Origin of the sequence: Streptomyces sp. SPB074 (genome assembly GCF_000154905.1) — a bacterium.
Classification (GTDB): Bacteria; Actinomycetota; Actinomycetes; order Streptomycetales; family Streptomycetaceae; genus Streptomyces.
This window is the reverse complement of record NZ_GG770539.1, coordinates 5,629,539-5,641,748: the sequence shown is the minus strand read 5'-3', so window position 1 is coordinate 5,641,748 and position 12,210 is coordinate 5,629,539. Positions and strand designations below refer to the sequence as shown.

13 protein-coding genes are annotated in these 12,210 nt (G+C 73.0%); 10 read left to right on the top strand and 3 right to left on the bottom strand.

Translation table 11 applies throughout. The annotated features are described in order from the left end of the window. Nucleotides 1-20: 20 nt before the first annotated feature. Both SSBG_RS23885 and SSBG_RS23880 read right to left on the bottom strand, forming a co-directional pair. Entirely contained in the window at nucleotides 21-752 is a 732-nt protein-coding gene (locus SSBG_RS23885; RefSeq protein ID WP_008748640.1) for a DsbA family oxidoreductase, read from the bottom strand. A 135-nt stretch (nucleotides 753-887) separates the two neighbouring features. Beyond that, complete coding sequence (locus SSBG_RS23880; RefSeq protein WP_037870499.1) at nucleotides 888-1,115, bottom strand: hypothetical protein; 228 nt, start codon at nucleotides 1,113-1,115, stop codon at nucleotides 888-890. A gap of 106 nt (nucleotides 1,116-1,221) precedes the next feature. Between SSBG_RS23880 and SSBG_RS33365 the strand changes: the two genes are divergently transcribed. Continuing rightward, entirely contained in the window at nucleotides 1,222-1,434 is a 213-nt protein-coding gene (locus SSBG_RS33365; protein ID WP_158677806.1) for a hypothetical protein, read from the top strand. A 238-nt stretch (nucleotides 1,435-1,672) separates the two neighbouring features. On the opposite strand, the gene SSBG_RS23875 is transcribed toward SSBG_RS33365, so the two are convergent. After that, nucleotides 1,673-3,376, bottom strand: coding sequence for a glycoside hydrolase family 9 protein (locus tag SSBG_RS23875; protein ID WP_008748637.1), 1,704 nt, complete (start codon nucleotides 3,374-3,376; stop codon nucleotides 1,673-1,675). Nucleotides 3,377-3,862: 486 nt separating this feature from the next. On the opposite strand from SSBG_RS23875, the gene SSBG_RS23870 reads away from it, so the two are divergent. The 9 genes from SSBG_RS23870 (at nucleotide 3,863) to SSBG_RS35470 (ending at nucleotide 12,207) form a co-directional block, all read left to right on the top strand. Beyond that, nucleotides 3,863-4,861 carry an ABC transporter permease gene (locus SSBG_RS23870; protein WP_234010633.1) on the top strand — a complete coding sequence of 333 codons (999 nt, stop codon included), beginning with the start codon at nucleotides 3,863-3,865 and terminating at the stop codon, nucleotides 4,859-4,861. Beyond that, complete coding sequence (locus SSBG_RS23865) at nucleotides 4,858-5,748, top strand: carbohydrate ABC transporter permease (RefSeq protein WP_008748635.1); 891 nt, start codon at nucleotides 4,858-4,860, stop codon at nucleotides 5,746-5,748. The genes SSBG_RS23870 and SSBG_RS23865 overlap by 4 nt, the downstream gene beginning before the upstream one ends. Before the next feature lie 143 nt (nucleotides 5,749-5,891). Beyond that, entirely contained in the window at nucleotides 5,892-7,535 is a 1,644-nt protein-coding gene (locus SSBG_RS23860; protein WP_008748634.1) for an extracellular solute-binding protein, read from the top strand. Nucleotides 7,536-7,567: 32 nt separating this feature from the next. Then, nucleotides 7,568-8,359: a ThuA domain-containing protein gene (locus tag SSBG_RS23855; protein ID WP_008748633.1), complete on the top strand. Its 792-nt coding sequence runs from the start codon at nucleotides 7,568-7,570 to the stop codon at nucleotides 8,357-8,359. Then, nucleotides 8,356-9,132 carry a sugar phosphate isomerase/epimerase family protein gene (locus tag SSBG_RS23850; protein WP_008748632.1) on the top strand — a complete coding sequence of 259 codons (777 nt, stop codon included), beginning with the start codon at nucleotides 8,356-8,358 and terminating at the stop codon, nucleotides 9,130-9,132. The genes SSBG_RS23855 and SSBG_RS23850 overlap by 4 nt, the downstream gene beginning before the upstream one ends. Nucleotide 9,133: 1 nt before the next feature. Next, nucleotides 9,134-10,105 (top strand): NAD-dependent epimerase/dehydratase family protein, encoded by a 972-nt coding sequence (locus SSBG_RS23845; protein WP_008748631.1) that lies wholly within the window; start codon nucleotides 9,134-9,136, stop codon nucleotides 10,103-10,105. A gap of 105 nt (nucleotides 10,106-10,210) precedes the next feature. Continuing rightward, the gene (locus tag SSBG_RS23840; RefSeq protein ID WP_008748630.1) at nucleotides 10,211-10,987 is read left to right on the top strand and encodes a GntR family transcriptional regulator; all 777 of its coding nucleotides are present in this window, start codon (nucleotides 10,211-10,213) and stop codon (nucleotides 10,985-10,987) included. A 191-nt stretch (nucleotides 10,988-11,178) separates the two neighbouring features. Next, nucleotides 11,179-12,069: an SIS domain-containing protein gene (locus tag SSBG_RS23835; RefSeq protein WP_199781403.1), complete on the top strand. Its 891-nt coding sequence runs from the start codon at nucleotides 11,179-11,181 to the stop codon at nucleotides 12,067-12,069. A gap of 6 nt (nucleotides 12,070-12,075) precedes the next feature. Further along, complete coding sequence (locus SSBG_RS35470; protein ID WP_267880269.1) at nucleotides 12,076-12,207, top strand: hypothetical protein; 132 nt, start codon at nucleotides 12,076-12,078, stop codon at nucleotides 12,205-12,207. Nucleotides 12,208-12,210 lie beyond the last annotated feature (3 nt).

The following is a 12,210-nucleotide window of genomic DNA, read 5'->3' as shown; positions in this document are numbered from 1 at the left end:
TTCGCCGTGCCCGGCGGGGCTCAGGCGCCCGGCTGGGGGACGGCGCACCCGTCCGGGCCGCACACCCCGGCCTCCTCGGCGCCGGCCACCCCGGCGACGGGAGTCAGCCGCGGCCGGGCGTCCCACGCCTGCTGGAGGGCCTGCGCGAAGACCTCGACGGGCTGGGCGCCGGAGACGCCGTAGCGGCGGTCGAGGACGAAGAAGGGCACCCCGTTCGCTCCCAGCTCGGCGGCCTCGCGCTCGTCGGCGCGCACCTCGGCGGCGTACGCCGTCTCGTCGGCGAGGACGGCGCGGGTCTCGGCCTCGTCCAGCCCGGCGGCGACGGCTATCCCGACCAGGCGCTCGTGGTCCTCGAAGACGGTGCGCTCCTCGGCGAAGTTGCCCCGGTAGAGACCGTCGATCAGGGCGTCCTGGCGGCCGCGGTCCTTCGCGAGGTGGAGGAGGCGGTGCATGTCGAAGGTGTTGCCGTGGTCGCGGCCCTCGGTGCGGTACGCGAGCCCCTCGCCCTCGGCGTTCTCCTTGAGCCGCGCCTCGCCCTGCCGCGCCTGCTCCTCACTGACCCCGTACTTCTTGGCGATCATCGGGAGCACCTGGACGACCTGGCCCTTCGGGAAGGAGGGGTCCAGCTCGAAGGAGCGGTGCACGACCTCGACCTCCGCCCGGTGCGCGAACCCGTCGAGCGCCCGCTCGAAGCGGGCCTTCCCCACGTAGCACCACGGACAGGCGATGTCCGTCCAGATCTCCACGCGCAGGGGGGACGGGGTCGGGGCCAGGGGTGTCGCCATCGGTCTACCGCCCTCTTCGGCTCGGGTCGTACTCGGGGACGTCCAGGACGTCGCTCGGGCAAACGCGGACCGGGCCCGCGTTCATTCCCCGGGCCGTCCGCCCTACGGCACTTCCCGCAGGTAGCGCGCGCCGCACCTCGTGCAGAAGGGGCGCGCGGCGGCGGTGCCCCAGGCGTCGGCGGGTTGGGTGACCGCGGCCGGGTCGAGGAGCACGCCGCACAGGGCACGGGGTTCCTCGGCGCCGCGCACCATGTGCCACCTGCGGACCGGGGCCCGGGGATCGCCGGGCGTGTCGCCCTCGGCGTACTCGGCGCGCATGTGGTGCTCCATGGCCGCTCCCTCTCCTGTGGGGTGTGGTCCCATGGCAGCACGGCGCGGCCCGGCCCGCGCGCCGGAGCGGGCGAGGCGGCGTCAGGTCGCTGGCACAATTGCCGACATGAGCCGACAGGGGTGGTCCGACGCGTACGGCTCCGGGAGCACCGGGCGTCGTCTCCCGGTGCGCTGCGTGAAGTGCGCCGACACCCACGTCATCCTCACCAAGACCGGCGCCCCCGGCAACGCGCCCCCGCGCTGGCGGTACACCTGCCTGGACTGCCGCGTCGCCTGGTGGGTGGACGAGCACGGCGGGGCGCTCGACGACTACGCGTGAGCCACCCAGCGTCTCGGCCGCGCGCACCACGCCGCGGCCGTGCCGCCCGGCGAGCCCGGGCCCGCCGGCCGTGCGCACGGGGCCGGGCGCGACGGCGCATCCGGTGACCTCACGGCCCGGGACGTCCACCCCCCCTCGACGCGGGACGCGGGCGGGCCCGGTGGTCGCGGCGGTCGTGTGCGCGGGGGCCGCGCCGCCCACGTACCGGTCGCCCGGGGCCGTTTCTCGTGCCTCCGGTTCAGCGCGCCGCCGACATCGCCAGCAGGAACCACGCCGAGTGCGGAATCCACTGCTCGGTCCAGCGCCAGCCGTTGCCGGTGGCGCGGTGCTCCTCCGGCATGAAGGCGATGTCGCGCTCGTCGTCCCAGCCGCCCGTGATGCCGTTGAGGATGCCGCCGGGGACGTTCGGGTAGTCGGGCCGGTACTCGATGTTGTTGCGGCCGACGCCCTTGATCATGCAGGAGTCGAAGGGGTTGAGGCCGAGCACCCAGTGGAGCTGGTCCTCGGCGAGGCGGCGCAGGCGGGCGCGCAGCTCGGGCGGGCAGCCGTCCAGGGCGGCGCCCTTCTCGGCGGCGTAGGCGACGGAGCAGATGTTGGCGTTCTCGCCCTGCCACCAGTAGCCCGTCTCGTTCTCGTGCGGGTAGAAGAAGCTCGTGCGCGCGGGGCCCTCGGTGGGCTGGACGTACTGGCGGACGCAGCCGAAGGGGTTCGCGACCTCGTCGCTGAGCGCGGCGGCGTCCCCGAGCAGGGCGAGGGCGGTGGCGCGGGCGCGCTCGGCGAGCGGCGCGGCCGGGTGGACCTCCGCGAAGCGGAGCAGGGAGAGCGCCGGGAGCCCGGACTCGGCGGCGTGGAAGTAGGGGCGGCCCTCGACGTCGCCGAGGAGCCACCCGAAGCCGCGCCCGTCGTCGGCGCGGTGCCGGTCCATGAGCGAGGCGGCGCGGCGTTCGGCGGCCTCGGCGAGGACGGGGTCGCCGGGTGTGACCGCGAGGAGTTCGCTCGCCGCGAGGAGCGCGCAGTAGTCGTCGATGACGGATTCCTCGCCGTCGTACAGGTACTTCTTGTTGTGCGCCTCCAGGTGGTCGAAGCCGCGCCGGGCCGCCTCCAGGTAGGCCGCGGAGGGGAAGTCCCCGTGGTCGTTCAGGGCGCTCGCGCGGGCGAGCGCGGCGATCGCGAGGCCGCCGCCCTGGCGGTAGGCGGCCTGCCAGCGGGTGGTGCGCACGGAGTCGGCGAGGGGGGCGTTGATGACGCGCTCGTCCAGGTCCTTGGTGAGGGCGTCGAAGATCGCGGTGTAGAAGTAGCCCTCGGGGTCCTGGAAGCGGACGAGGAAGTCGGCGCCGAAGAGCGCCTCGTCGCGCAGGCGGTCGCCGAGCACGGGCACGAGCGCGGGCCTGTGCACGGCGAGCGCGTCCCTCGCTTCCATGAACGCCCAGGCGCACAGCGGGAGTTGCTGCGGGTTCATCATGCGCGTGTAGTTGAGGTGGCTGAGGAACTTGCTGTAGTCGCCCGAGGCGTCGAGCCAGCCGCCGCGCGCGTCCACGGTGCGGCCCGAGGTGTCCTCGTAGAAGCGCGCCGCGCGGTCCTTGCGGTCGATGGCGCCGCCGGAGCGCACCGAGCGGAAGTAGTAGAGGACGTCGGAGAGGGTGGCCTGCTGGAGGACGCGTTCCCCGATCGTGAAGGGCTGCGAGCGGGTGCCGGCCCACTCGATGTGGTGGGTGCCCTCGGTGGTGTGGGCGGAGAAGTCGACCACGCGGAAGGTGCCGGCGGACCAGTGGTCGACGGCGGTCTCCTCGCTCGCGGAGAGCGTCGTGGTGCCGTGCGGGCCGTGCAGGAGGGCGGTGTCCGCGCCGGTGGCCGGGGGCTCACCGGGGGGCAGCAGCAGCACGGCCTTCTTGCTGCCCGCGGTCTGGTAGCCGACGTGGTTGGTGAGGATCGTCGTCGTCATGCGGGACGTGCCACTCCTTCGGTGCGCGGGGACTGCGGGACGCCGGAGAACCGGGGCGCGGGGCCCCGGTACACGCGAACGGCGCGGGGCCCCGGCCTGCGCGAACTCCGCCGCGCGCGGCCCCCGGTGTGCGGGGGCCCGGGTGCGCGGAAGCTCGCGGGAAACGGGGACTCCGGCGACCGGACGCCGACATGACCACTGAGACCATTTGGTCTGCGACGGCATCGCGGACATGGCCAGAGAACGCCATCCGACCGGCTCCTGTCCATCCCTAACGCACTCGAAATTTCCCCGTACGGCGCCGCGAACACCGCGCCACCCAGGACGAATACGGGCAAGCTCCCGCAAGCGGGCCGCCCTGTTACCGCAAGAGCGCGGGCCGTTCACATCCCGATCCGGTCAGACCCGTTGTCTTGCTCTGGTCTCGGTGGTACGTTCCGGGCGTTCTTCAGGTACTTGCGCAGTTCCGAGCGAGAGAGGTGCGCATTGGCCGTCACCAAAGCGCTGCCCGGCATACGGGCCTCCGGCAGCACCCACGGCTCCCCCGATGCCCCGCCCGCCGCGAAGCCCTCGCGTGCCGCCCGGCTGCGGGACTTCCTCGGCAGGGCGCGTCGCGACTCGCCCCTGCTGCTCATGGCCGCCCCGGCCGTCCTGCTCCTCGCGGCCTTCACGTATCTGCCGCTGCTCGGCAGTGCGGTGGCCTTCATGGACTACTCGCCCGGGCTGCCGTCGACCTGGGTCGGGTTCGCGAACTTCCAGGCGCTGTTCCAGGACGACGCCTTCTGGCAGGCGGTCTCCAACACCTTCCAGATCACGTTCTTCCAGTTGCTGTTCTACTTCCCGGTGCCGATCCTGCTCGCGGTGCTCTTCAACTCGATCGCGATGCCGATGGCGCGGAAGTTCACGCAGTCGGTGATCTACCTGCCGCACTTCCTGTCCTGGGTCATCATCGTGGCCCTGTTCCAGCAGGTTCTGGGCGGTGGCGGGGTGATCAACCGCTTCCTGTCCGAGCACGGGCACCACGGCGTCAACGTGATGGCCGACCCGGGCACGTTCAAGCTCCTGCTGACCGCGCAGTCGGTGTGGAAGGACGCGGGCTGGGGAACGATCATCTTCCTCGCCGCGATCGCCGCGATCGACACGCAGCTCTACGAGTCCGCGACGATGGACGGCGCGGGCGCCTGGCGCCGCTTCTGGCACGTCACGCTGCCGGGGATGCGCCCGATCATCGTGCTGATGCTCATCCTGCGGCTCGGTGACGCGCTCACCGTCGGTTTCGAGCAGGTGCTGCTCCAGCGGGACGCGGTGGGCCCCCAGGCCGCCGAAGTCCTCGATACGTACGTGTACTTCAACGGGGTCGTGGACGGGAACTGGGGTCTGGCGACCGCCGCCGGGCTGCTCAAGGGCGTGGTGAGCCTGCTCCTCGTGCTCGGCGCCAACTCCCTCGCGCACCGTCTCGGCGAGGAAGGGGTCTACCAGCGATGAGTTCCGCCCGACCGGTGTGGGCCGGCAAACCGAAGCCGCTCGCGATCGCGCTCAAGGGCCTCGCCCTCACCATGATCTGCGCCGTCGTCCTCTTCCCGTTCCTCACCGTCATCTCCACGAGCGTCGCGACGCAGTCGCAGATCGACGCGAACGGCGGCTACGTGATCTGGCCGACGCACGTGAGCCTGGACGCCTACCGGCACCTCTTCGACGGCACCCAGGTGGGCCGCTCGGTGGTGATCAGCTTCGGCGTCACCGTCGTCGGCACCTTCGTGAGCCTGCTGTGCACGGTCCTGTGCGCCTACGGGCTCAGCAAGCGCGGCAGCCTCTTCCAGCGCGGGCTGCTCGGCTACGTCCTGATCACGCTGCTCTTCGCGCCCGGCATCATCCCCGTCTACCTCATGGTCAAGGAGCTGCACCTCCTCGACAGCTACTGGGCGCTGATCCTGCCGACCGCCGTGAGCGCCTTCAACGTCGTCATCGTCCGCGGCTTCATCCAGGGCATCCCGCAGGAGCTGTTCGACGCGGCCCGCATGGACGGGGCCGGGGAGTGGCGCATCTTCTTCTCGATCGTGCTGCCGCTGTCGCGGGCCGTCATCGCGGTCGTCGGCCTCTTCATCGCGGTCGGCTACTGGAACAACTACTTCAGCCCGCTGCTCTACCTCAACGACACCCAGAAGTGGCCGCTCCAGCTCGTGATGCGCTCCTTCATCTTCGGCGGCGGGGTCTCCTCGACCTCCCAGCAACTGCCCGGCACCGAGGAACCCGCGGCCCAGTCCGTGCAGATGGCGCTCGTCGTCATCGCCACCCTTCCCATCCTGTGCGCGTACCCCTTCCTCCAGAAGCACATGTCCAAGGGGATGCTCACCGGGGCCATCAAGGGCTGAGCCCGCACGCCCCCCCCGGCCCCGCCGCGCCGCCTTTCGCCCCGCGCCGCGCTCCCGGCCCCGGTCCAGCTCCCGGTCCCGCTCCCGCCCTGTCTCCTCCCCCGCCGCTCTCTGCCACGAATGCCACGAAAGCAGACACCGTCATGACGACTTCGCTCCCCAGCCGCCGTTCCCTCCTCAAGGGCGCCGCGCTCGCCGCCGTCGCCGGCACCGCGCTCCCCTCGCTCGCCGCGTGCTCCTCCGGCCCGGGCGGCGGCACGGCGGGGCCCGCCCCGCGCAAGGCCGTGCCCATGCCCACGTACGTCGAGCCGGTCAAGCCCGCCCCGGACCTGCCCGGCACCAAGCAGGGCGTCATGGACGTCTACAAGTCCTTCCCGCTGAACGGGCCCGCCTCCGTCAAGGGTCCCGCCGGTGACGGCCAGGACTTCGACGTCCTGCTCATGACCTACGGGCAGCCGACCCCGCCGCTCAGCAAGAGCGCCTACTGGCAGCTCCTCAACAAGGAGCTGAACGTCCACATCAAGCCGACGATCGTGCCGGCCGCCGACTTCGAGCAGAAGTTCCCCGCGCTCGTCGCGGGCGGCGACCTGCCCGACGTCGTGTCGGTGCCGATGTACGTCAACGTCTCGCGGCTGCCCCAGCTCGCCCAGGCGCAGTTCACCGACCTGAGCGACCACCTCTCGGGCGACGCGGTGAAGAAGTACCCGAACCTCGCGGGCATCCAGGAGTCCGCCTGGGCCAACGGCTACCTCAACGGCCGGATCTACGGCGTCCCCAAGTCCGACCCGGTCTTCGGCTCGATGATCTACACCAAGACCGACGTCATCGAGAAGGCGGGCGCCGACCCGGCCCCGAAGAACCTCGCCGAGTTCACCACCCTCGCCAAGCAGGTCACCGACGCCCGGCGCGGCGTCTACGCCTTCGGCGGCGGCGCCACGGTCATGCTGCGCGACACGATGCTCATGGCCTTCGGCGTGCCCAACAAGTGGACGCGGAAGAAGGACGGGAGCTTCGTGTCGATGTACGAGCACCCCGCCTTCATCGACGCGGTCGACGCGATAGGCAAGCTGTGGAAGGCCGGTTACTACCACCCCGACAGCCCGACGATGAACAAGACCCAGCACGACGCGCTCTTCCGCTCCGGCAAGCTCGTCCTCCTGGAAGAGGGCAACCGCTCGGTCGGTCTCGTCGCGGACGACAGCAAGGTCGTCTTCGGGATGATGACGCCCTTCGCGCAGGACGGCGGCAAGCCCGTCTACTGGGAGAACAGCGGCGCCTACGCCATCACGATGCTCCGCAGGACCGGCAGCAAGAAGAAGGTCGACCAGTTCCTGCGAGTCCTCGACTACCTCGCCGCGCCCTTCGGCACCAAGGAGTCCTTCGTCGTCAACTACGGCGAGAAGGGCACCGACTACGAGATGAAGGACGGCATCCCCGTCCTGACCACGCGCGGCCAGCGCGAGCAGGACCTCGGCCTCGCCTACATCGTCGGCGGCCCGCAGACGCTCTGCTACCCGCAGGGCGCGCCCGGTGTGGACCGCATGAACCACGCCTGGCAGAGCAAGGTCGTCCCGATGCTCCTCAAGGACCCGGCGGCGCACCTGCACTCGAACACGAAGAACACCAAGGGCGCCTCGCTCGACCAGCACATGCAGGACGCCATCAAGGCCGTCGCCTACGGGCGCAGCCCGGCGAGCAGCCTCAAGTCCGCCGTCGCCGCGTACAAGCGGGGCGGGGGCGACGCGATGGCCCGCGACTACGCGAAGGCCGCCGAGGCCACCGCCTGAGCCCGCCCCGCACCCCCCACGGAAGGACCCGCATGAAACTGCGAGGCACCGCCTCGGCCCTGGTCGTGGTGGAGGGCACCGACCTCCACCACGACCTGATCGGCGCGGCGCTGGCGCTCCAGGAGATCGTCACCGAGGCCGGGCTCCCCACCGCCCGCGCCATGGGCCTGGACCGCTTCACCGAGCCCCTGCCCGCGACCGCCGACGCCGACGTCTACGTGCTTTACCGCTCCTCCACCGTCTTCGCGCCCGCGCAGCAGGAGGCGCTGTCCGCGCTCGTCGCGGCCGGCAAGGGCCTCGTCGTCCTGCACGCGAGCAACCTCTTCGGGTACGGGCCCGGCGGCCTGGAGGCCGACGCGGCGGCGCACCGGCTCATCGGCTCGCGCTACCTCTCGCACGGCGCGCACGGCTCCGAGGGCCGCTTCCTGGTCCGGGTCACCGCCGAGCACCAGGTCACGCGCTACCTCGCGGACTTCGCGATCGACGACGAGTTCTACCTGCTGGAGTACGCGGACGACGTCCATGTCCTCGCGGTCCGCGACACGCCGGAAGGCGGCACCGAGCCCGTGCTCTACGCGCGCGAACACGGCGCGGGCCGGGTCTGCTACAGCGCGCTGGGCCACGACCCGCGCGCCTGGGGCAACCCGGGCTTCCGGCAGCTCGTACGGCAGGCCGTGCTGTGGGCGGCGGGAACGGGCGAGGAGTCGTACGCCAACCTCGCGACGCGCTGGCCGCTCGGCAACGGCCGCCACCTCGGCCCCGAACAGCCCGGCCCCCGACAGCCCGGCGCCACGACCGCGCCGGGCAGCGAAGGAACCGCATGAGCACCCCCGAACACCGTCCGCCCCCGGCCGCCGTGCAGTTGTGGTCCCTCCACGAGGAGGCCCGCGAGGATCTGCTCGGCGTGCTCGAACGCGTCGCCGCGCTCGGCTTCCGCGCCGTCGAGACGATCAGCCTCTACGGGCACTCCCCCGCGACCGTCCGCGCGCGTCTCGACGCGCTCGGGCTGCGGCTGTGCAGCGCCCACGCCCCCTTCCCCGCCGGTCCCGGGGCCGCGCGCGTCCTCGACACGTACGAGGAGGTGGGCGCCGACACGCTCGTGTGGAGCCTGGAACCCGAGGAGTTCGCGAGCGAGGGGGCGCTGCGCGCGGGGCTGGAGCGCGTCAACGAGGGCGCGGCGAACGCTCGCGCGCGCGGGATGCGGATCGGCTACCACAACCACTTCGCCGAGTTCCGCAACGGCTACGGCGGCCGTCGCGCCTACGAGGTGCTGCTCGACGCGCTCGACCCGGACGTCGTGTGCGAACTCGACGTCTACTGGGCGCACACGGGCGGCGCCGACCCCGCCGCCGTCGCCGCCTCGCTCGGTGAGCGGCTGGAGTCCCTGCACCTCAAGGACGGTCCCGCGCGCGGCATGGACGACCGCATGGTGCCCTTCGGCGAGGGCGTCGTGGACGTGGACGCCGCCGCGCGCGCCAACCCCTCGGTGCGCTGGCTCATCGTGGAGATGGACCGCTCCGATCACCCCATGTATCCGCTGCTCGGCGGCGCGCTCGACCACCTCGTGGCGCGCGGGCTCGCCCGGAAGGAGTCCTGACATGCGTGTCCTCTTCGTCGGCGGCACCGGAGTCATCTCCTCCGCCGCCGCCCGCGCCGTCCTCGCCCGGGGCGACGAACTGACCGTCCTGACCCGGGGCACCTCGCGGCGTCCCGTCGCCGGCGGCGCCCGCGCGCTGCGCGCCGACTTCGGCGACGAGGACGCGGTACGGGCCGCGCTCGGCGGCGCGCGCTTCGACGTCGTCGTGGACTTCATCGGCTACGACACGGCCCACGTGGAGCGCGCCGTGCGCCTCTTCCGGGACCGCACGGACTCCTACGTGTACCTCTCGACCGGTTCGGTGTACGCGCGCCCCGCGCCGCGCCAGCCCGTGGACGAGTCCTCCGCGCGGCGCGCGGGGAGCTTCGACTACCCCCGGCTCAAGCTGGAGTGCGAACTCGCCGTCGAGGCCGCCTACCGGGACGGCTTCCCCGCCACGATCGTGCGCGCCGCGCACGTCTACGACGAGACGGTCGTGCCGCTGCTCGCGGGGTGGACGGCGATCGACCGCTGGCGGCGCGGGCTGCCCGTCGTCGTGCACGGCGACGGCACCTCGCTGTGGAACCTGCTGCACGCGCGGGACTTCGCCCGCGCCCTCGCCGGGCTGCTCGGCGACGACCGGCTCCTGGGCGAGTCCGTGCACATCACGTCCGGCACCCCGCTGAGCTGGGACGCCATCCACACCACGCTCGCCCGCGCGGCCGGCGTCGAACCGCTCCTCGTCCACCGCTCCAGCGAGGACATCGGCCGCGAGATCGACTGGATGGGACCCGTACTGACCGAGGACTTCCGTCATTCGCTCGTCTACGACAACTCCAAGCTGCACCGGCTCCTGCCCGGTCTCCCGCCCGAGACGGGTTTCCGGCGCGGGGCCGCGGAGATCCTGGCGTGGTACGACGCGGACCCGGCCCGCCAGAAGGTCTCGGCCGATCTGGACGCGGCCTTCGACCGGCTCGCCGCGCGGCCCGGCTGAGCCCGGCGGACAGCGCCGGTACGCGGGGCACCGCCCCCGTACCGGATGGGACCATGACACACAACGGTGCGCACGACGCGCGGAGTTGGGAAGGACCGGCAAGCGGTGAAGACGACCCCCGGGGACGCGGCACCCCTCGATGCCTCAAGCCACGAACCGCTGTGGGTACGGGCGGCCGAGGCCGTCGAGCGCCGCGTGCGCGAAGGCACGCTCCCGGCCAGGAGCAGGCTGCCCTCGGAGCGGGAGCTGTGCGCCCAGCTCGGGATCAGCCGGGTGACCCTGCGCAAGGCGCTGCACCACCTCGTGGAGCGCGGGGTGCTGCGCTCCTCGCACGGCAGGGGCTGGTACGTGGCGGGCGGCGAGGAGCGCGAGGGCCGGGAGGACCGCGAGTGGCCCAACTCCCTCGAATCCTTCACCGAGACCGCCCGCCGCAAGGGCCTCGTCCCCAGCTCCCGGGTGCTGCGCGCCGAGGTGCGCGCGGCGACGCTGGACGAGGCGGAGGAGTTCGGCGTCGCGGCGGGCACGGAGCTGTTCCTGCTCGACCGCGTGCGGCTGCTCGACGGCCTCGCGATCGGCGTCGACCAGGCCCTCACCGTGCTCCACCTCGCGCCCGCGCTCACCGCGACCGACTTCGCCGGCTCCTCGCTCGTGGAGGTGCTGAGCGCGGCGGGCAGCGAGCCCGTGCACGCCGAGTCGATGATCGAGGCGCGCGGCTGTCCCCCGGACCTCGCCCCGCACCTCGATCTCGGCGAGGGGGCGCCCGTGCTCGTCATGGAGCAGGCGATGACCGACGCGGGCGGGCGGCCCGTGCTGCGCTCCACGCTGACCTACCGCGGTGACCGGTACCGGCTGCGCACGGTGTTCGTGCGCGGGCAGGGCTGAGCCCCCTCCCCGGCCGGTCCCCCGGCGGTACGGGCCACAGCCGCCCCGTGCCGCCCCCTTCCCGTCCCCGTACTCCCCGTACTCCCCGTACTCCTCCTCCTCCGATCACCGCACCAGCCACGCACCCCGGTCCCGGCCGCGCGCCGTCGCGCGGCGGGTTGGGGCGCCCGTGGAAAGGAACCACCGTGTCCGTGCCCGAGGGAACGATTCCCTACCGTCAGGCGCGTGCCGCCCAGCCGGCCGCCCTTGAACGTGTCGCGCGGCGGCTCGCCGCGCAGCTCGGCACCCCCGGCGCCTTCCCCGCCGCGGTCCGTCCCGTGTTCGCCGGGATCGGCGCGAGCCACGCGGCGCTCGCGCTGCCCGTCGCGCTGCTCGGCGAGGCGGGCTTCGCGGCCCGGCGGGTGCTCGCCGGGGACCTGCCCCCCGGCCCCGTCTTCGACAGCGCCGACCTCGTGCTCGGCGTCTCGCAGTCCGGGCGCAGTCCCGAGACGCTCGCCGCGCTCGCCCTCGCGGGCCCGGAGCGGGCGGGCGCGCTCGTCAACGCGGTCCCGAGCCCGCTCGCCGCCGCCGCGCGCTGGAGCGTGGACCTCGGCGACGAGCCCGACAGCTACGCCTCGACCGTGGGGTACACGGGCACGCTCGTGGGCCTGACGATGCTCGCGCGGCACCTGGAGGGCTGGGACAGCGCGCGGGCACTCGCCGAGTGGGCGGGCACGGCCGAGCTCCTGGAGGAGTTCGAGGAGGTGCTGGCGCCGGTCGTCGCCGAGGTGACCGCGCACGGCGCCCACGTCGTCGCGGCCGATTTCGTGGGCTCGGGCGCCTCGCTCGGGACCGCCGAGGCGGGCGCGCTGCTGCTGCGCGAGGTCGCGCGGGTGCCCGCGACGGCGCTCGCGACGCGCACCTACCTGCACGGCGCGATGGAGTCGGCGGGCCGCACGCTGCACGTCGTGCTCGGCGACGGACGCGAAGGGGAACTGGCGCGCTCGCTCGCGCGCGCCGGGCACCTGACGCTCGCGGTGACCGCGGCGCCGCTCGCGGCGGAGGGCACCCTGCACGTCGTGCGGCTGCCCGGTCTCGCCTAGCAGGCGGTGCGCACGGTCCTGGAGACGGCGGTCGTGCAGCGGCTCGCGGCGGATCTCGCGGGAGCGCGCGGGCTCGTGATCGAGGAGTTCGTGTTCGACAACGACGACACCAACCCGGCTCCGGGGGCCGGGATATGAGCG

Excerpts from the sequence above, each read along its gene's own strand:
- SSBG_RS23880 (WP_037870499.1), bottom strand. The coding sequence starts at position 1,115 with ATGGAGCACCACATGCGCGCCGAGTACGCCGAGGGCGACACGCCCGGC.
- SSBG_RS33365 (WP_158677806.1), top strand. The coding sequence starts at position 1,222 with ATGAGCCGACAGGGGTGGTCCGACGCGTACGGCTCCGGGAGCACCGGG.
- SSBG_RS23875 (WP_008748637.1), bottom strand. The coding sequence starts at position 3,376 with ATGACGACGACGATCCTCACCAACCACGTCGGCTACCAGACCGCGGGC.
- SSBG_RS23865 (WP_008748635.1), top strand. The coding sequence starts at position 4,858 with ATGAGTTCCGCCCGACCGGTGTGGGCCGGCAAACCGAAGCCGCTCGCG.
- SSBG_RS23860 (WP_008748634.1), top strand. The coding sequence starts at position 5,892 with ATGACGACTTCGCTCCCCAGCCGCCGTTCCCTCCTCAAGGGCGCCGCG.
- SSBG_RS23855 (WP_008748633.1), top strand. The coding sequence starts at position 7,568 with ATGAAACTGCGAGGCACCGCCTCGGCCCTGGTCGTGGTGGAGGGCACC.
- SSBG_RS23850 (WP_008748632.1), top strand. The coding sequence starts at position 8,356 with ATGAGCACCCCCGAACACCGTCCGCCCCCGGCCGCCGTGCAGTTGTGG.
- SSBG_RS23845 (WP_008748631.1), top strand. The coding sequence starts at position 9,134 with ATGCGTGTCCTCTTCGTCGGCGGCACCGGAGTCATCTCCTCCGCCGCC.